Source organism: Micromonospora sp. NPDC048887 (assembly GCF_040649715.1).
GTDB lineage: Bacteria > Actinomycetota > Actinomycetes > Mycobacteriales > Micromonosporaceae > Micromonospora.
The window spans coordinates 420803-445582 of the sequence record NZ_JBEZGA010000001.1; the positions used below are offsets into that span (position 1 = coordinate 420803).

At 72.6% G+C, this 24780-nt stretch carries 20 protein-coding genes; 6 read left to right on the forward strand and 14 right to left on the reverse strand.

The window, feature by feature from the left end; all coding sequences use genetic code 11:
• Positions 1–167: 167 nt before the first annotated feature.
• Complete coding sequence (locus AB0C17_RS02005) at positions 168–1199, reverse strand: 3-isopropylmalate dehydrogenase (RefSeq protein ID WP_357388184.1); 1032 nt, start codon at positions 1197–1199, stop codon at positions 168–170.
• A gap of 217 nt (positions 1200–1416) precedes the next feature.
• Here AB0C17_RS02005 and AB0C17_RS02010 point away from each other — a divergent pair, with 217 nt between their 5' ends.
• A complete protein-coding gene (locus AB0C17_RS02010) occupies positions 1417–2289 on the forward strand; it encodes an FAD:protein FMN transferase (protein WP_357388186.1) in 873 nt (290 codons plus the stop codon).
• A gap of 325 nt (positions 2290–2614) precedes the next feature.
• The gene (locus AB0C17_RS02015) at positions 2615–2968 is read left to right on the forward strand and encodes a hypothetical protein (RefSeq protein WP_357388188.1); all 354 of its coding nucleotides are present in this window, start codon (positions 2615–2617) and stop codon (positions 2966–2968) included.
• 60 nt (positions 2969–3028) lie between these two features.
• On the opposite strand, the gene serA is transcribed toward AB0C17_RS02015, so the two are convergent.
• The 5 genes from serA to AB0C17_RS02040 form a co-directional block, all read right to left on the reverse strand.
• On the reverse strand, positions 3029–4627 hold the full coding sequence (gene serA / locus AB0C17_RS02020; RefSeq protein WP_357388190.1) for a phosphoglycerate dehydrogenase: 1599 nt from the start codon (positions 4625–4627) through the stop codon (positions 3029–3031).
• Positions 4628–4942: 315 nt separating this feature from the next.
• The gene (gene ilvC, locus AB0C17_RS02025; RefSeq protein WP_357388192.1) at positions 4943–5956 is read right to left on the reverse strand and encodes a ketol-acid reductoisomerase; all 1014 of its coding nucleotides are present in this window, start codon (positions 5954–5956) and stop codon (positions 4943–4945) included.
• 58 nt (positions 5957–6014) lie between these two features.
• Positions 6015–6530: an acetolactate synthase small subunit gene (gene ilvN / locus AB0C17_RS02030; RefSeq protein WP_357388194.1), complete on the reverse strand. Its 516-nt coding sequence runs from the start codon at positions 6528–6530 to the stop codon at positions 6015–6017.
• A complete protein-coding gene (locus AB0C17_RS02035; protein WP_357388196.1) occupies positions 6531–8426 on the reverse strand; it encodes an acetolactate synthase large subunit in 1896 nt (631 codons plus the stop codon).
• Between the two features lie 180 nt (positions 8427–8606).
• The gene (locus AB0C17_RS02040) at positions 8607–11042 is read right to left on the reverse strand and encodes a bifunctional diguanylate cyclase/phosphodiesterase (RefSeq protein ID WP_357467135.1); all 2436 of its coding nucleotides are present in this window, start codon (positions 11040–11042) and stop codon (positions 8607–8609) included.
• Positions 11043–11152: 110 nt separating this feature from the next.
• Here AB0C17_RS02040 and ilvD point away from each other — a divergent pair, with 110 nt between their 5' ends.
• Both ilvD and AB0C17_RS02050 read left to right on the forward strand, forming a co-directional pair.
• Entirely contained in the window at positions 11153–13000 is a 1848-nt protein-coding gene (gene ilvD / locus AB0C17_RS02045; RefSeq protein WP_357388200.1) for a dihydroxy-acid dehydratase, read from the forward strand.
• Positions 13001–13082: 82 nt separating this feature from the next.
• A complete protein-coding gene (locus AB0C17_RS02050) occupies positions 13083–13805 on the forward strand; it encodes a hypothetical protein (protein WP_357476268.1) in 723 nt (240 codons plus the stop codon).
• Positions 13806–13897: 92 nt separating this feature from the next.
• Here AB0C17_RS02050 and AB0C17_RS02055 read toward each other — a convergent pair whose 3' ends face one another.
• Together AB0C17_RS02055 and AB0C17_RS02060 are read right to left on the reverse strand one after the other, a co-directional pair.
• Positions 13898–14071 carry a hypothetical protein gene (locus tag AB0C17_RS02055; protein WP_357388203.1) on the reverse strand — a complete coding sequence of 58 codons (174 nt, stop codon included), beginning with the start codon at positions 14069–14071 and terminating at the stop codon, positions 13898–13900.
• 44 nt (positions 14072–14115) lie between these two features.
• A complete protein-coding gene (locus tag AB0C17_RS02060) occupies positions 14116–14811 on the reverse strand; it encodes a TetR/AcrR family transcriptional regulator C-terminal domain-containing protein (protein WP_357388205.1) in 696 nt (231 codons plus the stop codon).
• A gap of 83 nt (positions 14812–14894) precedes the next feature.
• Here AB0C17_RS02060 and AB0C17_RS02065 point away from each other — a divergent pair, with 83 nt between their 5' ends.
• A complete protein-coding gene (locus AB0C17_RS02065; RefSeq protein ID WP_357388207.1) occupies positions 14895–15632 on the forward strand; it encodes a DUF4386 domain-containing protein in 738 nt (245 codons plus the stop codon).
• On the opposite strand, the gene AB0C17_RS02070 is transcribed toward AB0C17_RS02065, so the two are convergent.
• The 6 genes from AB0C17_RS02070 to AB0C17_RS02095 form a co-directional block, all read right to left on the reverse strand.
• The gene (locus tag AB0C17_RS02070; RefSeq protein WP_357388209.1) at positions 15629–17323 is read right to left on the reverse strand and encodes a SulP family inorganic anion transporter; all 1695 of its coding nucleotides are present in this window, start codon (positions 17321–17323) and stop codon (positions 15629–15631) included. The genes AB0C17_RS02065 and AB0C17_RS02070 overlap by 4 nt on opposite strands.
• On the reverse strand, positions 17320–17658 hold the full coding sequence (locus AB0C17_RS02075) for a metalloregulator ArsR/SmtB family transcription factor (RefSeq protein ID WP_091419334.1): 339 nt from the start codon (positions 17656–17658) through the stop codon (positions 17320–17322). Before AB0C17_RS02075 ends, AB0C17_RS02070 begins: the two co-directional genes overlap by 4 nt.
• A 77-nt stretch (positions 17659–17735) precedes the next feature.
• Positions 17736–20183 (reverse strand): glycoside hydrolase family 2 protein, encoded by a 2448-nt coding sequence (locus tag AB0C17_RS02080; RefSeq protein ID WP_357476270.1) that lies wholly within the window; start codon positions 20181–20183, stop codon positions 17736–17738.
• Entirely contained in the window at positions 20180–21040 is an 861-nt protein-coding gene (locus tag AB0C17_RS02085) for a carbohydrate ABC transporter permease (protein ID WP_357388213.1), read from the reverse strand. The genes AB0C17_RS02080 and AB0C17_RS02085 overlap by 4 nt, the downstream gene beginning before the upstream one ends.
• Complete coding sequence (locus AB0C17_RS02090; protein ID WP_357388215.1) at positions 21037–22050, reverse strand: sugar ABC transporter permease; 1014 nt, start codon at positions 22048–22050, stop codon at positions 21037–21039. Before AB0C17_RS02090 ends, AB0C17_RS02085 begins: the two co-directional genes overlap by 4 nt.
• Before the next feature lie 70 nt (positions 22051–22120).
• The gene (locus AB0C17_RS02095; protein ID WP_357388217.1) at positions 22121–23404 is read right to left on the reverse strand and encodes an extracellular solute-binding protein; all 1284 of its coding nucleotides are present in this window, start codon (positions 23402–23404) and stop codon (positions 22121–22123) included.
• 348 nt (positions 23405–23752) lie between these two features.
• Between AB0C17_RS02095 and AB0C17_RS02100 the strand changes: the two genes are divergently transcribed.
• The gene (locus tag AB0C17_RS02100) at positions 23753–24778 is read left to right on the forward strand and encodes a LacI family DNA-binding transcriptional regulator (protein ID WP_357388219.1); all 1026 of its coding nucleotides are present in this window, start codon (positions 23753–23755) and stop codon (positions 24776–24778) included.
• The last annotated feature ends 2 nt before the right edge of the window (positions 24779–24780 follow it).

Below are 24780 nucleotides of genomic sequence, written 5' to 3' on the forward strand. Positions count from 1 at the left end.
CCCGGCGTGCGGGATCGCACGCCGACGTCACTGGTGCCAGAAACTTACCCCGAACGGTCGTTCAGCGGATAGCGCCGCCCCGGCGGACGCGACGCGCCGGACGGTCGGGGTGGGTCCGGTGACGGGTCTGGCGGCCCGGTACCGGGCCGCCAGGAGGGTCGGCCCGGTCAGGCTACGGCGTACGCGGCGAGCCGGTCGCCGACCTCCTCGGTGCGCAGCGATGCCCCCGGCGTACGCCCCGCCAGCTCGGTGCCGACCGCGGCGGTGACCCGGGCGGCGGCGTCGGCGTGGCCGAGCTGGTCCAGCAGCAGCGCGGCGGACAGCACCGCGGCGACCGGGTCGGCGACGCCCTGGCCGGCGATGTCCGGCGCCGAGCCGTGCACCGGCTCGAACATCGACGGGTAGCGCCCCTCGGGGTTGATGCAGCCGCTGGCCGCCAGCCCGATGCCACCGGTCACGGCGGCGGCGATGTCGGTGAGGATGTCGCCGAAGAGGTTGTCGGTGACCACCACGTCGTAGCGGGACGGGTTGGTCACCAGGAACATCGCGGCGGCGTCGATGTGCTGGTATTCCGTGGTCACATCCGGGTGCTCGGCGGCCACCGCGGCGAAGGCGCGCGCCCAGAGCGACCCGGCGTGGGTGAGCACGTTCGTCTTGTGCACGAGCGTGACCTTGCGGCGCTCCCGGCGGCCGGCGCGGGCGAACGCGTCGCGGATCACCCGCTCGACGCCGTGCCGGGTGTTCAGGCTCTCCTCGGTGGCCACCTCGGCCGGGGTGTCCCGGTGCAGCGCGCCGCCGGCGCCCGCGTACAGCCCTTCGGTGCCCTCGCGGACCACCACGAGGTCGACCTCGCCGGGCTTGACCGCGGCGAGCGGACCGGCCACGCCGGGCCAGAGCCGGGACGGGCGCAGGTTGACGTACTGGTCGAAGGCGAACCGCAGTTTGAGCAGCAGACCGCGCTCCAGCACGCCCGGCGGCACGGTCGGGTCGCCCACCGCGCCGAGCAGGATGGCGTCGTGACCGGCCAGCTCGTCGAGGACGGAGTCGGGCAGCACCTCGCCGGTGCGGTGATAGCGCGCCGCGCCCAGGTCGTACTCGGTGGCCTCGATCCCGGGCACCACCGCGTCGAGGACCTTGCGGGCCTGCGCGACCACCTCGGGTCCGATGCCGTCGCCGGCCACCACCGCGATGTGTGCCACCTGACGCTCCTCGTCTCGTCGTTAGGCGCCACGGTAGCCGTCGTCCCGGCTCCCGGTACGAATCGTCCACCATTCGGGAATCCTCAATCACAGGATGCTCCCAGCCGGCACTCATGGTGTGGTCATCTCCACTGCTTAGGGTCGGGTTCACCGGGTCGACGAAGCCCGGGACCGGCCACCGCCGTGACACGGCGGCGACCACGAGGGGGCAGGTGTCATGCGGATCGAGCACCGGCGGGCCCACTGGGCGGACCAACAGCCACGCACCCGCTGGGTCGACCAGTCCGCCTTCCGCCCGGTCCGCCCCGACCTGCACCTGGGCGCCAGCAGCCACCGCGTCGAGCGGCCCGGTGCCGGCGCGTCCGGCCGGATCAGCGTCCGGCACACGGTCAGCACCTCGACCGCCGACTACACGTTGCTGCTCAACGCGCCCGAGTGGCTGGGGCACCGGGTGGTCGGCGAGGCGCTGCGCGACGCCGTCGCCGAGCTGCGCGCCATCGACCTGACCTACGGCCCGAACCGGCCGGAGAGCCTGGTCTCCCGGCTGCGCCGCGACGAGATCAGCCCCGACTCGTACCCCCCGCTGGCCGACCTGGTCGACCTCTGCGCCGCCATGCGCGCCGCGACCGACGGCTGGTTCGACGCCTGGGCCGTGCCCGGCGGCTTCGACCCGGGCGGCCTGCTCGGCGGCTGGGCGGTGGAGCGGGCCGCGGCGCGGTTGCGCACCGCCGGCATCGACGACTACGCCGTGCTCAGCGGCGCCGACCTGACGGTACGCGGGCGCGCGGCGCACGGCGGGCCGTGGCGCGTCGCGGTGCACCACCCCACCGACACCAGGCGTACGCCGGTCGTGCTGGAGATGACGTCGGGCGCGGTGGGCACCTCCGGTGTCACCGGGCGGCGGGGGCACGTCGTCGACCCGCACACCGGCGAGCCGACCGATCGCCTGTCGGCCGCCACCGTGATCGGTCCGGACCTGGCCGTCGCCGACGCCTACGCCACCGCCCTGTACGCCGCCGGACCGGCCGGGCTGGCCTGGTTCCGCCACGACTGCGAATACCGGCCGCTGTTCGCGCACCACCGGCGCTGATCTGCTGCCTGCCCGCACGACACCGGCGGGGAGCGCGATCGGCCCCCACGGTCTCGGCAACGACCGTGAGGGCCGGTCAGCGACGAGTGCGCGTGGCTCGCGCAATCGAGGGGTGCGGGCCGAGGGGCCGGGTGCCCGGCCGCGCCACCCGAAGACGGGCCGGGAATCGACTCAGCGGTAACCGCACCGGTACGCTAGCGAATCGACGCAACTCGACGCAAGAGTCTCCACAGCGGACGCCGGGTGAACGAAGTCGCGGATCAGCGGTGAACGCACGGTGGGGCAGAGGTGACGGGCGCGGGCCCGGGATGGCACGCTGTCCGCCGTGAGTTTCGATCTGAGCGTGTGGGCCCTGTCGAACGGGGCGACACCGGAGCAGGTGCGGGCGGCGGCGCAGCAGTGCCGCGAGGGCTGGCACGGCAGGCAGCAACCCGACCCGAGGTTGGTCGCGTTCTACCGGGAGATCACGGCGAGCTACCCCGACGGTCCGGCCCGGCCGGGCACGCCGTGGGAGGCGCCGCTGCACACGGCCGCCGACCACATCGAGATGAACCTGAACCCGGCCTGCCCCGATCAGGTCCTGCTGGACATCGAGCGGCTGGCCGGCGAGCACGACCTGATGCTCTTCGACGCCCAGGACGGTTCGGTCTACCCGCCACCGGCCCGCGTCCGTTCCTGACCCACGGGGACGACGAAGGGCCCGGCCGATCCGGCCGGGCCCCGATCTGTCCTGTCCGGACTACACGTCGCGCAGGTCGGCCGCGCTGGCCGCGACCGCCCCGATCGAGTCGGCGGCGGAGGTGAGCAGGTCGGCGCCGAGCGCCTGGTCGACGGTGAGCGTCATCAGCGTCTCGCCACCGGCCTCGCGGCGGGCCACCTGCATGGCGGCGATGTTGACGCCGGCCTCGCCGAGCAGCGTGCCGACGGTGCCGACCACGCCGGGCCGGTCGGCGTAGCGCAGGAAGACCAGGATGCCCTCCGCGCCGATCTCCACGTCGAAACCGTCCACCTCGGTCAGCTTGAACACGTCGCGGGTCCCGGTGTGCGCCACAGTGCCGGAGACGCGGACGGTACGCCCGTCCGGCAGCGCCCCGCGCACGGTCACCAGGTTCGGGTGGTCCACGGTCTCGCCCGGCGTGGCGAGCGTGACCTCGACGCCCCGCTCGGCGGCCAGGTGCGGCGCGTTGACGTAGGTGACCTGCTCCTCCACCACGGAGCTGAACAGCCCCTTGGTCGCGGCGAGCTTGAGCACCGACACGTCGTGGGCGGCGATCTCACCGCGCACCTCGACGGTGACGCTGGCGGCCACCCCGCCGGCCAGGGCGGTGAACGCCCGGCCCAGCCGCTCGGCCAGCGGCAGCAGCGGACGGACGTCCTCGGCGACCACGCCGCCGGCCTGCACGTTCACCGCGTCCGGGACGAACTCGCCCTGCAGCGCCAGCTTGACGCTCTTTGCCACCGCGAGACCGGCCTTGTCCTGCGCCTCGTTCGTGGAGGCGCCCAGGTGCGGGGTGGCCACCACGTTGTCGAAGGCGAACAGCGGCGAGGAGGTGCACGGCTCCTTGGCGTACACGTCGACGCCGGCACCGGCGACCCGGCCCTCGGCGATCGCGTCGGCGAGCGCCTGCTCGTCGACCAGACCGCCCCGGGCGGCGTTGACGATCCGGACGCCCGGCTTGACGATCGCCAGCTCCTTCTCGCCGATCAGGCCCACCGTCTCCGGCGTCTTGGGCAGGTGGATCGAGATGAAGTCGCTCTCCCGCAGCAGCTCCTCCAGCCCGACCAGGCGGACGCCGAGCTGGGCGGCGCGGGCCGGCTGGATGTACGGGTCGTACGCGATCAGCCGGGTGCCGAACGCGGCGATGCGCTGCGCGAACAGCACGCCGATGCGGCCGAGGCCGACCACGCCCACGGTCTTGCCCTGGATCTCGACGCCGGTGTACTTGGACCGCTTCCACTCCCCCGCCTTGAGCGCGGCGCTGGCGCTGGCGGTGTTGCGGGCCACTGCCAGCAGCAGCGCGACCGCCTGCTCGGCGGCGGAGACGATGTTCGAGGTGGGCGCGTTGACGACCATGACGCCCCGCGCGGTGGCGGCCGGCACCTCGACGTTGTCCAGGCCGACGCCGGCCCGCGCGACCACCTTCAGCCGCGGCGCGGCGGCGATCGCCTCGGCGTCGATCTGGGTGGCGCTGCGTACGATCACCGCGTCCGCCTCGGAGAGGGCGGAGAGCAGGGCGGGGCGGTCGGTGCCGTCCACGTGGCGCACGTCGAAGTCGTACGCGAGCACCTCGATGGCGGCGGGGGCGAGTTCTTCGGCGATCAGTACGACAGGATTCATCGGTCCTCGTAGACGCTCGGTAATGGTTCGGCCTGGGACGCCGGGGCGCCGCACTGCGCCCTGCGCCGATCCGTGCCACGGCCGTCGGGTGCGCTCGGGCACCACACCAAGGATGGTAGGTGGCCGCCCGCCCGGCGTGTCCCGGACTGCGGGGTGAGGGCCCTCACACAGGCCCGTCGCACGCCTGTCATCCCCCGTTCACCGGGGACGGCACGGCACGAGGTGTTACTCACCGTGTCCCAGCACGTGAACGGATGCGGCCCGCGGTCCGACGCCGGGGAGAGCGTCGGGCCACGGGCCGCACGGGGGAGAAAATCAGGCGGTCTCGGTGATCGGCCGGTCGACCCAGCTCATCATGCCGCGCAGCTTCTGCCCGGTCTCCTCGATCGGGTGCGCCGCGCCCTCGGCCCGCCACTTGGCGAAGTTCGGCCGGCCGGCCTCGTCCTCGGCCACCCACTCGCGGGCGAACTCGCCGGACTGGATCTCCCCGAGGATCTTGCGCATCTCGTCCTTGACCCGCGAGTCGATGACGCGCGGGCCCCGGGACAGGTCGCCGTACTCGGCGGTGTCGGAGATGCTGTAGCGCATCCGGGCGATGCCGCCCTCGTACATCAGGTCGACGATCAGCTTCAGCTCGTGCAGGCACTCGAAGTAGGCCACCTCGGGCGCGTAGCCGGCCTCGGTGAGCACCTCGAACCCGGTCTGCACCAGCGCCGCCGCGCCACCGCACAGCACCGCCTGCTCGCCGAACAGGTCGGTCTCGGTCTCCTCGGTGAACGTGGTCCGGATCGCGCCGGCCCGGGTGCCGCCGATCGCCTTGGCGTACGCCAGGGCCAGACCGAAGGCGTTGCCGCTGGCGTCCTGCTCGACCGCGACCAGGCACGGCACGCCCTTGCCGTCGACGTACTGGCGGCGGACCAGGTGACCGGGGCCCTTCGGGGCGACCATCGCCACGTCCACGTCGGCCGGGGGCGTGATCAGGCCGTACCGGATGTTGAAGCCGTGCCCGAAGAACAGCGCCTTGCCGGCGGCCAGGTTCGGCGCGATGGCCTCGGCGTACAGGCCACGCTGGGCGGTGTCCGGCGCCAGGATCATGATCACGTCGGCCTCGGCCGCCGCCTCGGCGGGCGTGAGCACCCGCAGGCCCTGCTCCTCGGCCTTCGGCCGGCTCTTCGACCCGGCGGGCAGGCCGATCACCACGTCGACGCCGGAGTCGCGCAGCGACAGCGCGTGCGCGTGGCCCTGGCTGCCGTACCCGATCACGGCGACCTTGCGGCCCTGGATCAGGCCCAGGTCGGCGTCGTCGTCGTAGAACACCTCAACGCTCATTGACTTCCCTTTCGTACGGCGGTGCCCGTCGGCCCGTCGAAAAACTTGTGGGTACGGATCAGGCGGCGCGCAGGGACGGTCCGGCGGTGATGGCCCGCGAACCCCGCCCGATCGCCACGGTGCCGGACTGGACCATCTCCTTGATGCCGAACGGCTCCAGGTCGCGCAGCAGCGCGTCGAGCTTGTCCGGTGTGCCGGTGGCCTCGATGGTCAGCGTGTCCGGCGCGACGTCGACCACCCGCGCACGGAACAGGCCGACCGTCTCCAGCACCTGGGCGCGGGCCGCGCGGTCCGCGCGGACCTTGACCAGCAGCAGCTCGCGCGCCACCGACACCTGCGGGTCCAGTTCCACGATCTTGAGTACGTTGACCAGCTTGTTGAGCTGCTTGGTCACCTGCTCCAGCGGCGAGGACTCGGCGTTGACCACGATGGTGATGCGGGAGACGTCCGGGTTCTCGGTCTCGCCCACGGCGAGGCTGTCGATGTTGAACCCACGCCGGGAGAACAGCCCGGAGACCCGGGCCAGGACACCCGGCTTGTTCTCCACCAGCACGGACAGCGTGTGCATAGTCATTTAGAGTTCGTCCTCGTCGAACGCGGGGCGCACACCCCTGGCGAACATGATCTCGTCGTTGCTGGTGCCGGCGGCGACCATCGGCCACACCATCGCGTCCTTGCCGACCACGAAGTCGATGACCACCGGCGCGTCGTTGATCGCCATGGCCGCCTCGATGGTCTTGTCCACGTCGGCGGCGTTCTCGCAGCGCAGCCCGACGCAGCCGAGCGCCTCGGCGAGCTTGACGAAGTCCGGGATGCGGTGCTTGTGCGTGCCCAGCTCGGTGTTGGAGTAGCGCTCCCCGTAGAACAGGGTCTGCCACTGCCGCACCATGCCCAGGTTGCCGTTGTTGATCACGGCGACCTTGATCGGGATGCCCTCCAGCGCGCAGGTGGCCAGCTCCTGGTTGGTCATCTGGAAGCAGCCGTCACCGTCGACCGCCCACACTGTGGTTTCCGGCTTGCCGACCTTCGCGCCCATCGCGGCCGGGACGGCGTAGCCCATGGTGCCCAGGCCGCCGGAGTTGAGCCAGGTGTGCGGCTTCTCGTACGAGATGAACTGGCTGGCCCACATCTGGTGCTGGCCGACGCCCGCCACGTAGATCGCGTCCGGGCCGGCGATCTCGCCCAGCCGCTTGATCACGTGCTGCGGGGAGAGGGTGCCGTCGGCCGGCTCCTCGAAGCCCAGCGGGTACCGCTCGCGCAGGTCGTCGAGCTGGGCCCACCAGTCGGTCAGGTCCACCGACGGGTGGGCGGCCTGCTCGGCGGTGACCGCCGCGATCAGCTCGTCGATCACGTGCCGCGCGTCACCCACGATCGGGACGTCGGCGTGCCGGTTCTTGCCGATCTCGGCCGGGTCGATGTCGGCGTGGACCACCGTCGCGTCCGGCGCGAACGAGTCCAGCCTGCCGGTCACCCGGTCGTCGAAGCGGGCGCCCAGCGCCACGATCAGGTCGGCCTTCTGCAGGCCGTACACAGCGGCGACGGTGCCGTGCATGCCGGGCATGCCCAGGTGCTGGCGGTGCGAGTCGGGGAACGCGCCCAGCGCCATCAGGGTGGTGACCACCGGGATGCCGGTCTGCTCGGCCAGCTTGCGCAGCCCTTCGGTGGCGTCGGCCTTGAGTACACCGCCGCCGACGTAGAGGACCGGACGGCGGGCGCCGGTCATCAGCCGGGCCGCCTCGCGGATCTGCTTGCCGTGCGGGTGCAGCGTGGGCCGGTAGCCGGGCAGGTCGAGCGTGGGCGGCCAGGAGAAGGTCGCCGGCGCCTGGAGCACGTCCTTGGGGATGTCGACGAGGACCGGGCCGGGGCGGCCGGTCGCGGCCAGGTGGAACGCCTCGGCCAGCACCCGGGGGATCTCGTCAGCGGTCTGCACCAGGAAGTTGTGCTTGGTGACCGGCAGCGTGATGCCCTGGATGTCCGCCTCCTGGAAGGCGTCGGTGCCGATCGACGGCCGGGCCACCTGCCCGGTGATCGCCACCATCGGCACCGAGTCCATGTACGCGTCGGCGATCGGGGTGACCAGGTTCGTCGCGCCCGGTCCGGAGGTGGCGATGCACACACCGACCCGGCCGGTGGCCTGCGCGTACCCGGTGGCGGCGTGCCCGGCGCCCTGCTCGTGGCGGACCAGGATGTGCCGGACCGTGGAGTCGTAGAGCGGGTCGTAGGCGGGCAGGATCGCGCCACCCGGAATGCCGAAGACCACGTCGACGCCGAGCGCCTCGAGCGACCGCACGAGCGAACCGGCGCCCGAGACCTGCGCGGTGGCGGTCTCCCGTACGGGCGTCTCGGCGTGCGCGGCCGCCGGAACGGCACGGCCGGGGCGGGCGGCGGGGTCGGAGTCACCGGCCGCGCCGGTGCCGGAGCGGGCCCGGCGGGCGGAGTGGGCGAGGGTCTCTGGCGTGGGTCTCGTCATGGCGGTTCAAAGCCTTCGGAAGTGAGTGGGTGACGCGCTTCTCAGGATGGGACGCGGAGGTCCCTCGGTGGTCCGACGGCAACAAAAAAGCCCTCGTGCAGGTTGCACGGGGCCAGCGCACTCTCGGTGGGAGAGTGCGCTCAGGTAAGTACTCGCGGCGACCGGTTCGACGACATGCGGCTAAGCCTGACGCATCTCACGCGATGAGTCAACTGATCCCACATTCTGGTTCACGGACGTGGGCGTGTCGCCCGCCGGCACCCCCTCCGCGCCCGGTGCCACCTGCGAAGATCCCCCCATCGGGGGACGCGGGGCGGGTGGGTTGTCGCGCAGCCGGGGTAACAGCGGAGACGGGGTGCGCGCCGGCGGGGCGGGCGGCGCCGGCGGCATCGCCGTGTGCCGGTTACCGGGCGCCGTCGCCGCCTCCAGCATCGCCTCCAGGTGCTCGGCCGGTACGCCCCAGCCGAACAGCGCGCCCTGACCGAACCGGCAGCCGGCGGCCACGACCGCGGCCAGCTCGGCCGGGTTGGTGACGCCCTCGGCGATCACCTCCAGCCCGAGCTGGTGGCCCAGGCGCATGACGATGTCGACCATCGGGGCGAACGCCGGGCCGTCCCGGCCGACCGGCCGGACCGGCTCGTGCTCGGCCACCAGACTGTGATCGATCTTGAGGATGTCGATCGGCAGCCGCCGGAGCTGGCCGAGCGACGAGTAACCGGCGCCGAAGTCGTCCAGCGCGATCCGCACGCCGGTCAGCCGCAGCGCGGTGAGCCGCCGGATCAGCTCGTCCACGTCGGTGGCGACGGCATGCTCGGTCACCTCCAGCACCAGCCGTTGCGGCGGTACGTGGTGCGCGCGCAGCGCGTCGGCGACCTGGACCACGTACTCCGGGGCGTGCAGCTCGCGCGGTGAGACGTTCACCGACACCCAGACGTCGTGCCCGTCGGCCAGCCAGCGGGAGAGCTGGTAGCAGGCCTGGTGCAGCACCCACGCGCCGAGCTTGGCGATCATCCCGCACTCCTCGGCGAGCGGGATGAACTCGTCCGGCCGCACGTTGCCCAGCTCGGGGTGCCGCCAGCGCAGCAGCGCCTCCGCGCCGACCGGCCGCACCGACGGCAGCGAGGCCACCGGCTGGAAGACCAGCCGCAGCTCGTCGCGCTCGATCGCGCCGCGCAGCTCGTGCTCCATCCGGGTACGCCGGCTCAGCAACTGGTCGTACGTGGCGTCGTAGCGCTCGATCCGGTTCTTGCCCCGCTGCTTGGCGTAGCGCAGCGCCAGGTCGGCGTTGCGCAGCAGCAGCTCGACGTCCTGCTCCCCCTGGCCGGCGGCCACCCCGATGCTCACCGAGAGGAAGACCGGCCCGTCCCCCTGCTCGTACGGACGGCCGAGCACCCCGAGCAGGCGGTCGGCGACCGGGCCCGGATCGGCCGGCCCGGGCATCAGCACCGCGAACTCGTCGCCACCGAGCCGGGCGGCCAGGTCACCCGGGCGCAGGTTGCCCCGCAGCCGCCGCCCCACCTCGATCAGCACCGCGTCGCCCACGTCGTGCCCGCGCATGTCGTTGACGTTCTTGAAGCCGTCCAGGTCGAGCCCGAGCAGCACGCACGGGCGGCCCGACTCGGCGCAGCGGTGCAGGGCACGCAGCAGCCCGCGCCGGTTCGCCAGCCCGGTGAGCGGGTCGGTGTGCGCCAGCTCGCGGAAGTGCGCCTCCCGCTCGGCCAGCCGGATGGCGTAGCCGCGTACGTCGCCGAGAGCGAGATACTGCCGGGTCACCAGGGCGAAGCCCTCGACGGTGCCGGCCACGATGGCGTACCCGTCGAATCCGCCGCCCTGCACCAGGTGGTACATCGCGGAGGCGGCCATGGCGAACATCGGCACGAAGGCGTACTCGCCGTCGCGGCGGATGAAGTCGACGTCGAGCTGCGTCAGGTCGGCACGGCGCCCGGCGACGGCGGTGGCCAGCAGGCCGGCGGCGGTCAGCACGGCGCCGGTGAGCACCGTGCCCGGGCCGGCCTGGCAGAGCCCGGCGGCCACCGCCAGCCCACCGGCCGCCACCGCTGTCGCCCCGGCGGCGAGCAGCGTCAGCCACCCGCGCCGCGGCGCGACCCGCAGCACGACGATCACGGTGAGCCCGATGGTGAGCGCCGCGCTCACAGTGGCCAGCACGATCGGCAGGCAGGCGACCGGGGTGGCGTCACCGAGCAGCCGGGTCGGCTCGCTGACCGCCACCCAGCCGACGAACCAGAGCGCGCTACCCATGATCAGGCCGTCGAGCAGCAGCCGGGCGGTGGCGGCCCGGGTCGCGGTGGCGCCGGGCAGCCGCAGCACGGCGGCGCCGAGACCGAGCGCGGCGAGCGTCGTGCCGACGGCGACGAGGACCGCCCACGCGGTCCGCTGGCCCTGCCGGTGCGCCCAGTGGTCACCGGCGGCCAGCAGGCCGCCGAGGCCGATCAGCAGGCTGAGCAGGGCCGCCCCGGCGGCGCACGCCAGCAGCAGGTGGGCCGGCCCGCGAGGGCCGGTGCGGCGCCGCGCGGACACGGCGAGCAGCACCGTGGCGGCGGTCGCGGCGACCCCGCTCAGCGCCGCGACGGTGACCATCCCCGGGGACGACTGCACGGGTCAACTCTGCCGGATGAGCGCCTCTTGTGGGGCACCGGGTGTGCAACTGTTGGGACACAGGGCGCGCGCCGCCGGATCGCCGCGCGGATGGTGTCAGACTTGTCCTCATGCCTGAGCTGCGGTCGAGGACCTCCACCCACGGTCGGACGATGGCCGGCGCCCGGGCCCTCTGGCGGGCCACCGGGATGACCGACGACGACTTCGGCAAGCCGATCGTCGCCATCGCGAACAGTTTCACCCAGTTCGTACCCGGTCACGTCCACCTCAAGGACCTCGGCGGCCTGGTCGCCGACGCGGTGGCCGAGGCCGGCGGCGTCGGCCGGGAGTTCAACACCATCGCCGTGGACGACGGCATCGCCATGGGCCACGGCGGCATGCTCTACTCGCTGCCCAGCCGGGAGCTGATCGCCGACGCGGTGGAGTACATGGTCAACGCGCACTGCGCGGACGCCCTGGTCTGCATCTCCAACTGCGACAAGATCACCCCGGGCATGCTCCTGGCCGCGCTGCGCCTCAACATCCCGACCGTCTTCGTCTCCGGCGGCCCGATGGAGGCCGGCAAGACGGTGGCGATCGAGGGCGTCGTCCACTCCAAGATCGACCTGATCGACGCCATGATCGCCTCCTCGAACGAGGCGGTCACCGACGACCAGCTCGGCGAGATCGAGCGCTCCGCGTGCCCGACCTGCGGCTCCTGCTCCGGCATGTTCACCGCCAACTCGATGAACTGCCTCACCGAGGCGATCGGCCTGGCGCTGCCCGGCAACGGCTCGACGCTGGCCACCCACGCCGCGCGGCGGTCGCTGTTCGTCGAGGCCGGGCGCACGATCGTGGAGATCGCCAAGCAGTGGTACGAGAACGACGACGCCTCGGTGCTGCCGCGCTCGATCGCCGGCCGGGAGGCGTTCGAGAACGCGATCGCCCTCGACGTGGCCATGGGCGGCTCGACGAACACCGTGCTGCACCTGCTCGCCGCCGCCCGCGAGGCGGAGCTGGACTTCGGCGTGGCCGACATCGACGCGATCTCCCGCCGGGTGCCGTGCCTGGCCAAGGTCGCCCCGAACTCGCCGAACTACCACATGGAGGACGTGCACCGGGCCGGCGGCATCCCGGCCATCCTCGGCGAACTGGACCGCGCCGGGCTGCTGCACCGCGACGTGCGGTCGGTGCACTCCCCCAGCCTCGACAAGTGGCTGGCCGACTGGGACGTGCGCGGCGGCGCGGCCCGGCCGGAGGCGATCGAGCTGTTCCACGCCGCCCCGGGCGGCGTGCGCACCACCGAGCCGTTCTCCACCACCAACCGCTGGTCGTCGCTGGACACCGACGCGGCCGGCGGCTGCATCCGCGACGGGGAGCACGCCTACAGCGCGGACGGCGGCCTGGCCATCCTGCACGGCAACCTCGCACCGGCCGGCTGTGTGGTGAAGACCGCCGGTGTGCCCGAGGAGTGCCTGACGTTCCGCGGCCCGGCCAAGGTCTACGAGTCGCAGGACGACGCGGTCACCGCGATCCTCGCCAAGGAGATCGTCGCCGGGGACGTGGTGGTGATCCGGTACGAGGGCCCGAAGGGCGGCCCCGGCATGCAGGAGATGCTCTACCCCACCTCGTTCCTCAAGGGCCGTGGTCTGGGCCGGTCCTGCGCGCTGCTGACCGACGGCCGGTTCTCCGGCGGCACCTCCGGCCTGTCCATCGGGCACGTCTCCCCGGAGGCGGCCTCCGGTGGGCTGATCGCGCTGGTGCGCGACGGCGACGAGATCGTCATCGACATCCCGGGCCGGTCGATCGAGCTGAACGTGCCCGCCGACGAGCTGGAGGCACGCCGGGTGGCCGAGGAGAAGCGGGACCGCCCGTACACCCCGCTCGACAGGCAGCGCCCGGTGTCGGCGGCGCTGCGCGCGTACGCGTCGATGGCGACCTCGGCCAGCGACGGCGCCTACCGCCGCGTCCCCGAGTGACGTAAGGAAGGGCCCCCTATTAACGCCTCCGGTAGAGGAGGGGGCCCTTCTTAACGCCCGCGCGCCGGTAACGTCCGGCGGCGTGGAGACGACGGTGAGCTACGCGCGACTGGTCCGGCCGGCGATCGACCGGGTGTACGTGGGCACCCGCTGGGCAGCCCGTGCCCGGATGGAGGCGTTCTACGCGGAGCGGGGCTGCACACTCGGCGCGGAGAACAGCTTCTTCTCCGGAGTGCTGGCCCGCCCGATGCCCGCCGAGGCGCTGACCGACGGCCTGATCTACACCTCCGGCAGCATGGACGAGGAACTGGAGCGGGGCGTCGTCGTCCGGGACGACGAGGGCGCGTGGCACCTCACCGACCTGGGCCGGGAGCTGACGCTGTTCGCGCAGCGGGCCACCGGCGAGGCCGCCGAGGAACTGTGGGCCATGCTGCCCGGGGTGCTGCCCGGCCTGGGCATCGTGCCCCGGCTCGCCGAGCTGGTCGGCCGGGTGCTGGCGCATGCGCAGGCCACCGGCGGGCCGGTGTTCCGGGCGATGTCCCCGCCGTACGAGCCGGAGGACGCCTCCCCGGCGCTGCTGCTCGTCACCCGGCTGGGCTCGTTGCGGCACCACCGCGCGGACGCGCACCGGGCCGCGTGGCGGGCCGCCGGGCTGACCGCCGACGAGATCCGGGCGATGACGGACGGGCCGCAACGCGCGGCGATCGAGGCGGACACCGACCGCCGCGACGAGCCCGCGTACGCGATCCTCACCGAGGCCGAGCGGTGGGAGCTGCTGGCCGGCCTCGCCGCCCTGCCGAACTAGCGCCGGCCGGTGGAACGTCATGGGTGTCACACGCGCCCGCAGACACCCATGACGTTCCACCGACGCGCACACCGCTGACGGCGGCGGGCGCGTCAAGGACGGGGCGGATCTTCCTGGGCCGGGGCGGTGCCGTCGATGGGCAGGCCGAACTCGGCAGGCGAGTTCTCGTCGGTGCCGTCCAGGTCCGCGTGCGGCTCGTCCGGGGTGACGTCGTCGGGGTCGGCGCCTCCGGCGTGCAGTTCGGACAGCTCAACCGGGTCAGTCATGCCGTCCTGGTACCCGCGCGACGCCGTCCGAACCCGCCCGGGCGTCAGCGCGGCAGGTGCCGCTCCAGGCCGTCGAAGAGCAGGTCGAGGGTGAACTCGAACTCGGTCTGGCTGTCGCACCAGCCCAGCGTCGGATCCGCCGCGTCGTGCGTCTCGGCGGCGACCATGGCGGCCAGGTGCGGCAACTGCTCGGCCAGCGCCGTCATCTCGGCCTCCGCCGTGTCGGCCTCCCCGCCCGCGTCCGGCCGGAACACCTCCTGTGCGAAGCCGAGCGCCATACTGCCGAACGCGTGCAGCGCCCGGTGGGCGATCCGGTACGAGAAACCGCCGTCGACGAGCGTGGCGAGGATGGCGTCGTAGTAGGCGTACACCCCGGCGGGGACTGTGGGGCGGGAGCTGAGCAGCGCGGGGGCCCACGGGTGCCGCAGCATGACCGCGCGCGCGGCGAGGAAGCGCAGCCGCAGCCGGGTACGCCAGTCGCCACCGGGCGCGTCCGCCTCGGCCCGTTCGGCGGCTGAGGTGATCTCGGCGGCGACCGCGTCCACGAGGCCGTCGAGCAGTCCGGCCTTGCCGGGTAGGTGGTGGTAGAGCGACATCGCCTCGACGCCGAGTTCGGCGGCGAGCCGGCGCATGGTGAGCGCCGCCATCCCCTCGGCGTCGACCAGGGCGATCGCGCTGGCCAGTGCCCGCTCACGGCTGAGCGGTTCCCGAGGTTTCCGCGCTCCCATCCGGCTCTCCATCTCCCTTGACCTTACAACGTATGGTTGGCCTTACGACGTAAGGCAACAAGTCACGGACCGTCGATCACCCCCAAGGAGCCGCCATGCCACAGCTGATCCGTACCGCCCGGGTGACCGGGCTGTTCTACCTCGGGCTCGCCGTCACCGGCGCGCTGGGGTTCCTCACCGTCCGGCCGATGCTCTTCGACGCCGACGACGCGGGCGCGACACTGGCCAACCTGGTGGCCCACGAGTCGCTGGCCCGTGCCGGCATCGCCCTCGAACTGCTGGTCGTCCTCACCCAGGCGCTCACCGCCGTCTGGTTTTACCGCCTGTTCCGTACTGTCGACAGCACCGCCGCGGGCAGCATCGCCGCCTTCGGGCTGGTGAACGCCGTCGCGATCCTCGGCAGTGCCGCCGTGCTCGGGACGGCCCTGCGGGTCGCGACCGGCGGGCCGGGCGACGCCGACACCGTCCAGCTGCTCTACCTGGTCAGCGGGAACCTGTGGGAGGTGGGCGGCCTCTTCTTCGGCCTCTGGCTGGTGCCGATGGGCTGGTGCGTGCTCCGGTCGGGCTGGCTGCCCCGGCCGCTGGGCTGGATCCTCGTCGCCGGTGGCGTCGGCTACGTGCTCATGACGTTCGTCGCGTACCTCGCCCCCGGCGCCGGCATCGCCGGCGACCTGCTGGTGGTGCCCGCCACCGTGGGCGAGGTCTGGATCCTCGGCTACCTGATCGCCTTCGGCGTGCGGAAGCAGGCCGGGGCAGGCGCAGGCGCGCGGAAGCAGGCAGGCGCAGGCGCGCAGGCGCGGGCGGAGGCGGGCGCCGGCGCGACCGCAGCCTAGGCCGGGCTCGCGGCGAGGGCGACACCCCGGGCGTACCGGATGGCGGCCGGGGTGTCCGCGAACACCAGGCCCTCGCGGCGCAGCTCGTTGGCGACGCCGAGCGTGCTGAGCACCTGGTCGTGGCCCGGGGTGATGCCGGAGAGCAGCACGGTGATCCCCCGGGCGCGCAGCCGGGCGACGGCGTCGCCGAGCACCTGGGCGCCCGTGGCGTCGATGGTGGAGACGCGGGACATCCGCAGGATCACCACCCGCACGTCGGCCACCTCGGCCAGCTCCAGCAGGAAGGTGTGCGCGGCGGCGAAGAAGAGCGGCCCGTCCAGCCGGTACGCGACGATGTGCTCGGCGAGCAGCGCGTGCTCCTCGTCGCTGTGCTCGCCGGTGTCCAGCGGCACCTGTTCCAGCTTGGCGCTGCGGGCCACCGCGCGCAGCGCCAGCACGACCGCGACGGCGAGACCGACGACCACAGCCGTCACCAGGTCCCAGATGACAGTGACGGCGAACGTCAGCACCAGCACCACCGCGTCGGCCCGGGTGGCCCGCATCAGCGCCAGCAGGGAGGCCGCCTCCACCATCCGGATGGTGGTGGCGAGCAGCACCCCGGCCAGCGCGGCCAGCGGGATGCGGCCCACGAGCGGGGCGGCGGCGAGCACGATCGCGGCGAGGGCGACCGCGTGGGTGAGCGCGGCGAGCTTCGAGGACGCCCCGGCGCGCACGTTGACAGCGGTACGGGCGATGGCGGCGGTCGCCGGGATGCCGCCGAAGACCGGGGAGGCGAGGTTGGCCAGGCCCTGGCCGAACAGTTCCCGGTCCGGGTCGTGCCGCTCGCCGACGGTCATGCCGTCCGCCACCGTCGCGGAGAGCAGGCTCTCCAGGGCGGCGAGCGCGGCCACTGCCAGGGCGCTCGGCAGCAGCACGCCCAGCGCGCCGAGGTCGACGAAGTCCAGCGACGGCGCGGGCAGCCCCTGTGGCAGCTCGCCGATCCGGGCCAGGTCGATCGGGGCCAGTTCGGCGAGGATCGTCGCGGCGGCCACCCCGACCAGGGAGAACGGCACGGCGGGCCGCCACCGGCCGCCGAGCAGCATCAGCGCGGCCACGCCGAGCGCCACGACGATCGCGGCGGGCCGGGGCTGCGCGGCGAACCGGGCGACCGCGTCGGCGGCCACCGCCCACACCTTCTCGCCGTGTGCCCCGGCGACGCCGAGGGCGGCGGGCACCTGTTGCAGCGCGATCACCACGGCGATGCCGGCGGTGAAGCCCTCGATCACCGGGGCGGGCAGGTAGCGGACGTACCGGCCGAGGCGGGCCAGCGCGAGCGCGATCAGGATCAGCCCGGCCAGCGCGCCGACCATCAGCACGCCACCGGCGCCGAACTGCTGCACCACCGGCACGAGCACGACTGTCATCGCCCCGGTGGGGCCGGAGACCTGAAGGTTGGAGCCGCCGAAGACGGCCGCGACCGCTCCGGCGACGACCGCGGTGACCAGGCCGGCCTGCGCGCCGAGCCCGGAGGTGACGCCGAAGGCGAGCGCCAGGGGCAGCGCCACCACGGCGACGGTGAGCCCGGCGAGCAGGTCGCGCCGGGGTGAGCGGCGCACGGCGGCCCAGTCGGCCCGGCCGGGCAGCAGCCCACGGAACAGCTGGCCCGCCTGCCGGAGGACGTCTCTCGCGCGGAGGACCGCCGCCGCGCTCACCGGTCCGTCCCGGAGGCCCGCAGCTCGTCGAGCAGGGCGTCCCGGTCGGTGAGGACCGCGCCGAGGATGCGCCGCCCGGCGGCGAGCAGGTCGGCCACGTCGGGGGTGCTGAGCGCGTACATCACCAGCGGACCGTCCCGGTACGAGGTGACCATGCCGGCCCGGCGCAGCACGGCGAGCTGCTGCGAGAGGTTCGACGCCTCCACGTCGATGGCGGCGAGCAGGTCGCGTACCGGCAACGGCCCGTCCTGGAGCAGTTCGAGCACCCGGATGCGGACCGGGTGCCCGAGGGTCCGGAACAACTCCGCCTTGGCCTGGTACAGCGGCACCGACATGACACACCTCCGACGACTCTGAAGACTTTAACACTTGCAGAAATCTTCAAATCGATGGAGATGGGGGGATGGCCGTCTCAGGCCAGGTCGTTGACGCAGCGCAGCACCGGGCGACGGGTGAGCGCGTCGGCGTCCAGCGGGCCGGGCGCGTGCACGACGAACGTCGCGCTCTCCCCCGGCAGCAGCGTCACCAGGGCCCGGTCCACCCGCGCGGCCGGGTCCAGGCGATCAGGGAACAGCGTCAGGTCGCGCAGCACCGTCCGCGCGGTCACCCGCACCCGCCATCCGCCGTCGACCGGCTCGACGCTCGCGTCCCACTCCGCCCTCGGCCACCGCACGTCGCGGTCCTCGGCGAAGAACCACAGCGCCCGCTCCGCGCCGTCCCCGGCGTCCGCGACGAGCAGTTCGGCCCGGCCGTCGTCCGGCCGTGCCACCTCCGCCGGCAGCGCCAGCACCACCGATGAGTACGCCGGGACGTCGAGGTCGACCGAGGTCTTCGCCCTCGGCTCCCCGGTGAGGGTCAGCCGGGTGACGGTGGCCGGCCCGGTCCACGCGTCGGCTGTCTCGTTCACCGCCACCAGCGCCGGCCCGCCGTCGCGCGGCTGCACCGTCAGCAGCCGGTCGGCGTAGGCGCGGCGCAGCGCGTACCACAGGGGTTTGCGGCGGCCGTCGCCGTCGATCGCCGACCAGGAGGTGACCGGCCAGCAGTCGTTCAGCTGCCACACGACGGTGCCGGCGCAGACCGGCCGGTGCGAGCGGAAGTGCTCGACGCCGAGCTGGATGGCGCGGGCCTGGTTGAGCTGGGTGAGGTAGTGCCAGTCGTCGAAGTCGGCTGGCGGTGGCAGGTGCGCGTCGAGCCCGCGCCGGAGCTTGCGGTCCCCGTCTGCCGCCTTCTGGTGATGAGCCATGCCGGGCGAGTCGGGCGCGAGCGGATCGTCCGAGAGGGCCCGGCGCAGCGTCGCGTACGCGGGCGGCGCCTGGTAGCCGAACTCGGCCACGAACCGGGGCACGTAGTCCCGGTAGCGGGTGTAGTCGTCGGTGTTCCACACGTCCCAGATGTGCGTGGTGCCGTGCGCCGGGTCGTTGGGGTGGAGCTCCTCGCTGCCGGACCACGGGCTACCCGGCCAGTAGGGGACGGTCGGGTCCAGCTCGCCGACGATCGCCGGGAGCAGGTCCAGGTAGTAGCCGCGTCCCCAGGTGCGCCCGGCAAGGGGCTCCTGCCAGTCCCAGTCGTGCCAGCCCCAGATGTTCTCGTTGTTGCCGGTCCACAGCACCAGCGACGGGTGCCCGGCCAGCCGGGTCACCTGTTCGCGCGCCTCCGCCTCGACCTCGGTGCGGAACGGTTCCTCCTCCGGGTACGCCGCGCAGGCGAACAGGAAGTCCTGCTGCACCAGCAGACCGAGGGCGTCGGCGAGGTCGTAGAAGTCGTCCGACTCGTACCGGCCGCCGCCCCAGACACGCAGCAGGTTGACGTTCGCGCCGGCCGCCTGCGCGAACCGCCGCGCCAGGCGGTCGCGGGTGACCCGGTTGGGGAACGCGTCGTCGGGGATCCAGTTGACGCCCCTGACGAACATCGGGACGTCGTTGACGTGCAGGGCGAACGGGGTGCCGTGGGCGTCGGGCGTGGTGTCCAGCCGTACCGAGCGGAACCCGATCCGCCGGGACGCGGTGTCCAGCTCCCGGCCGTCGGCGCCGAGCAGGCTCACGTCGAGGTCGTAGCGCGGCTGGTCGCCGTACCCGATGGGCCACCACAGCGCGGGGTCCGCGACGGTGAGCGTCACGACGGCGGTCCGCTCCCCCGCCGGTACGGCGACCTCGGCGGTGACCCCGGCGACGGCGGCGCGGACGGTCAGCGGCTCGTCCGACGTCCGCTCGACCTCGGCGCACAGCTCGACCCGGCCGACTCCGCCGGCCACCGTCACGAGCGGCCGCACCGACGCGAGCCGGGCGGTGGACCAGGCGTGTAGGCCGATGTCGCGCCAGATGCCGGCGGTGACGAGGGTCGGTCCCCAGTCCCAGCCGAAGTTGCAGGCGGTCTTGCGGATGAAGTGGAACGGCTCCGGGTACGCGTTCGGCCGGTCGCCGAGCCGGTACCGGTGCGCCTCGGCGTACCGGTACGGGGAGTCGAAGCGTACGGCCAGGGTGTTGCCGTCCGGGCGCAGCAGCGCGCGGACGTCGAAGCGGTACGAGCGGTGCTGGTTCTCGGTGCGGCCGACCTCGACGCCGTTGAGCGTCACTGTGGCGACCGTGTCCAGACCGGCGCAGACCAGGTCGACCCGGTCCTCGTCACCGGGCTGCCAGGCGAACGTGGTCTCGTAGGCCCAGTCGGTGCGGCCGATCCAGGCGAGGCGGTTCTCGTTGTCGTCCAGGTACGGGTCGGGGATGAGCCCGGCCGCCAGCAGGTCGGTGTGCACACAGCCGGGCACCGTGGCCGGCACCGCTGCCCCGGCGATCTCCGGCGGCACCGCCGGGCCGCGCTCGGCCCGCAGCGTCCACCCCTCGTGCAGCAGCGTTCGACGGCTCACGACTTCACCGCGCCTTCCATGATTCCGCGGACGATCTGACGTCCACCGACGAACAGCATGACCAGCAGGGGGACGGTGGCGATGAACGCGCCCGCGAGCACCCGCCGGTAGATCACGTAGTTGCCGCTGGCCAGGTCGGAGACCGCCACCATCGACGTCGGGTAGTCGGTGCCGCTCAGCGTGATCAGCGGCCACTGGAAGTCGTTCCAGGTGGCCACGAACGTGAGCAGGCCGAGCACCGCCAGCGCCGGGCGGATCGCGGGCAGCACTATCGTCGCGTACACCCGCATGGTCGTGGCACCGTCGACCCGGGCCGACTCGATCAGCTCGTCCGGGACGGTGTTCACGATGAACTGCCGCATGTAGAACACGCCGAACGCGGTGACCAGGCCGGGCGCGATGACCGCGAGCAGCGTGCCGTTCCAGCCGAGTTTGCCCATCACGATGTAGAGCGCGACGATGCCGAGCTGGTTGGGCACTGTGAGCGTGAGCACCACGAACAGCATCAACGCACGGCTGCCCCGGAAACGCAGCTTGGCGAAGGCGAAGCCGGCCAGCGAGCAGAAGAACAGCACCGAGGCGGTCACCGCCGCCGAGACGATCACGCTGTTGACGAGCGACGCGGCGAAGTAGACGTCCTGGAGGGAGAAGACCTCGTCGACGTTCGTGAGGAACCGGTCGCCGGGGATCACCGCCGGTGGCAGCTTCGCCAGCGCCTCGTCGTCACTCGTGGCGATGACGAACATCCAGTAGAGCGGGAACGCGGCGAACAGCATGCTCACCGCGAGCAGCAGGTAGGTCCAGAGCCCGGCCGGGGTGTCCTGTGGCGCGCGGGCCACCACGCGTCGCGTCGTCACCGGCGGCCTCCGGAGAGTCGGTTCGTCAGCAGGTAGTTGAGACCGGCGACGACCAGGATGATCAGGAACAACGCCCAGGACATCGCGGCGGCGTAGCCGAGGTTGAGGTCCTTCCAGCCGACCTTGTAGATGAGCTGCGCGATGGTCTGCCACTCGCCGTCCGGCCCGCCGGTCGCGGCCTGGGCGTTCGGGTCGAACAGCATCGGCTCGGTGAACAACTGCAACCCGCCGATGGTGGAGAGGATGACGGTGAACAGGACCACCGGCTGGATCATCGGCACGGTGATGCGCCAGAGCTGCTTCCACTGCCCGGCGCCGTCGATCGCCGCCGCCTCGTAGACGTCGCGCGGGATGGACTGCATGGCGGCCAGGTAGAGCAGCGCGTTGTAGCCGATCCACTTCCAGTTGACCATGGTGGCGATGGCGATCCAGGCGTGCAGCTTGTCCGCCCGCCAGTCGATCGGGTCGTCCGGGCCGCCGACGCCGAGCAGGCCGAGCGCCCAGTTCGCCATGCCGAAGTCGCGGGAGAAGAAGACGCTGAACACCATCGTCGAGGCCACGATCGGTGTCACGTACGGCAGGAGCACGCCCACCCGCCACCAGGTCTGCGCCCGCAGCTTGCGGTTGAGCAGCGACGCGACGAGCAGCGCGAGCAGCAGTTGCGGGACCGTGGAGAGCAGGAAGATGCCGAACGTGTTGACCAGGGCGTTCCAGAAGTCCTCGTCGGCGAACAGGCGGCTGAAGTTCTCGGTGCCGGCCCAGTACGGCAGCGTCGGGTCGTCCAGCCGGTAGTTGCGCAGCGACACGACCGCGTTGAACAGCAGCGGGAACAGCCCGAACACGACGAAGAGCAGGAAGAACGGCGCGATCATCAGGTACGGCATGTAGCGCATGTCGAAGCGGTACAGCCGGTCCCGCCAGCTCATCCGCCGGTCGCCGGCGCCGGTACGGCCGGGCTTGCGCGCGGGTGGGCGGCCGGGCGGCGCGGGCGCGGCACGGGTGCTGGACATCTGTTCACTCCAGGGCCGGGAGATCGGACGGCGACGGGGCGGACCGGGCCGCCCCGCCACCGCTGACACGTCAGGACTTGGCGGCCTTCTCGGCCTCCTTGACCGCCTCGGACCAGGCGGCGTCGGACTTGAGCGACTTGTTCTCCACCCGCCGGATCACGTTCTCCACAGCCACCCGGGTCGGGCCGTTCTTGCGGCCCAGGTACTGCGGGGTGAGGCCCTGCGCCATCTTCGGGAAGATCTGGCCCACCGGGGCGTCGTTGAAGAACGGGTTCGTGAAGTCGGCGATGGCCGGATCGGTGTAGAGCGCCGGCTGCGACGGCAGGTTCCCCACCTTCTTGAAAATCTCGATCTGCTGCTCCGGCGCGACCAGCCAGGTCAGCAGCTTGTACGCCTCGTCGACGTTCTTGCCCTGCTTCGGCAGGGTCAGGAAGGAGCCACCCCAGTTGCCGCCGCCACCGGGTACCGCGGCGATGTCCCACTTGCCCTGGGTGCCGGGCGCGGTGTCCTTGATGTGGCCGAGCATCCACGCCGGGCAGGCGAGCACCGCGAACGCGCCGCTGGTGAAGCCCTTGTCCCAGTCGGCCTGGAAGCTGACCAGGTTGGCCGACAGCCCGGCGCCCACGGCCTTGACCGTGTAGTCGAACGCGACCTTCGGGCCCTGCTCCATCCGGAGCTGGTCCTGCTCGTCGTAGAAGCCGACCGGCTGCTGGCCGAGGATCGGGTTGAACAGGTTGGTGCCGGCGTCGATGAACTTCTTCTTCGTCGTGGCTGTGTACTGCTGGCCGACCTCGATGAACCTGTCCCAGGTGGGCCAGAGCGCTGACACCTTGTCGCGTTCGGTGGGCAGGCCGGCGGCCTTGAACAGGTCGGTGCGGTAGCACATGGCCAGGCCGCCGACGTCGGTGCCGAGGCCGATCTGCGTCTTGCCGTCGGCCGACAGCGACTGCCTCCACTTCCAGGGCAGGTACTTGCTCTCGTAGGAGCCGGCACCCTTGTCGAGCAGGTTGACGAACTTGTCCGACTGGCTCCGGAACTGGACCATGAAGCCCTCGTCGATCGCCGCGATGTCCGGCGCGCCGTTGCCCGCCACGAGCTTCTTCTGCAGGTCCTCGTGCTGGGCGTTGTACTCGCCCGAGTTGAGCTGGATCTTGACGTTCGGGTGCTCGGCCTCGTACTTGGCCTTCAGGTCCTGGAGCCCGAAGTCGCCCCAGAAGTTGATTTTCAGCGTCACCTGACCACCGGCCGAGTCCGAGCCGCCGGTGGTGCTCCTGCCGCTGCAGGCGGCGACCATGACCAGGCTGACGGCACCGACGGCGGCCACCCGCGCCAGGTGCGTCCAGGACCGTCTCATCTCATCCTCCGCGCCAAATGGGAACGCTCCCGACATCGAGGAACGTTGACTGAACCGGATAAGTGACGCCACCGTACGGTCCTCATTCATGACTGTCAACGGGCGGTTACCGATGTTCTCGTCCGGCAATCTCACCGCCGCTCACCACGGTGGTTCGGCCGTTCACGGCAGGGCGGCCGGCGATCGGCCCTCTAGGCTGAACCGCGCAAGCGGCGAGCGCCGTAGGCCGCCCGCCGCCACCACCGGTGGCACCCCGGCCCGGCGCGGCGTGCAGTAGCGTCACCAGACGCCGGTGATCCGGCGACCGCAAGTGCCCGCGAGGGCCGGACACAGTGGAGGAACGCTTCGGTGAAGCGGCCGACCATCGCCGACGTCGCCCGGCGTGCCGGGGTCTCCAAGGGCGCGGTGTCGTACGCGCTCAACGGCCAGCCCGGGGTCTCCGAGGCGACCCGGCAGCGGATCCTCGCCATCGCCGCCGAGATCGGGTTCCGTCCCAGCAGCGCCGCCCGCGCGCTGTCCGGCGCCACCGCCAAGGCGGTCGGGCTGGCGCTGTGCCGCCCCGCCCGGATACTCGGCATCGAGCCGTTCTTCATGGAACTCATCAGCGGCGTCGAGGCCGAACTGTCGGCCCGCTCGTACGCGCTCACGCTCCAGGTGGTCAGCGACCAGGACGCCGAGATCGCCGTCTACCGGCGGTGGTGGGCCGAGCGCCGGGTGGACGGCGTGCTCGTCTGCGACCTGCGCACCGACGACCGGCGGGTGCCGGCGCTGGAGGAACTGCAACTGCCGGCGGTGGTGATCGGCGGGCCCGGGCACACCGGCGGCCTGGCGAGCGTCTGGGCCGACGACGCTGCGGCCCTCGTCGAGACCGTGGAGTACCTGGTCGCGCTCGGCCACCGGCGCGTCGCCCGGGTCGGCGGGCTGCCCTCGCTGCTGCACACCGAGATCCGCACCGAGGCGTTCACGGCCGTGTGCCGCCGGCTCGGGCTGGACGAGGCGGCCACCGTCTCGTCCGACTACACCGGGGAGGAGGGCGCGCGGGCCACCCGGCGGCTGCTCAGCTCCCCCGGCCGGCCGACCGCGGTGATCTACGACAACGACGTGATGGCGATCGCCGGGCTCTCCGTGGCGCAGGAGATGGGCCTGAGCGTGCCCGGCGACCTGTCCATCGTGGCCTGGGACGACTCGCCGCTCTGCCGGCTGGTGCACCCGCCGCTCACCGCGCTGGGCCGGGACATCCCGGCGTACGGCGCGCACGCCGCCCGCCGGCTCCTCGCGGTCATCGCGGGCGAGCCGGCCGCCGCCGTGCAGGACGAGACGGCGCACCTCACGCCGCGCGGCAGCACCGCCCCACCGCGTACGAGCGCTCGCTGAAC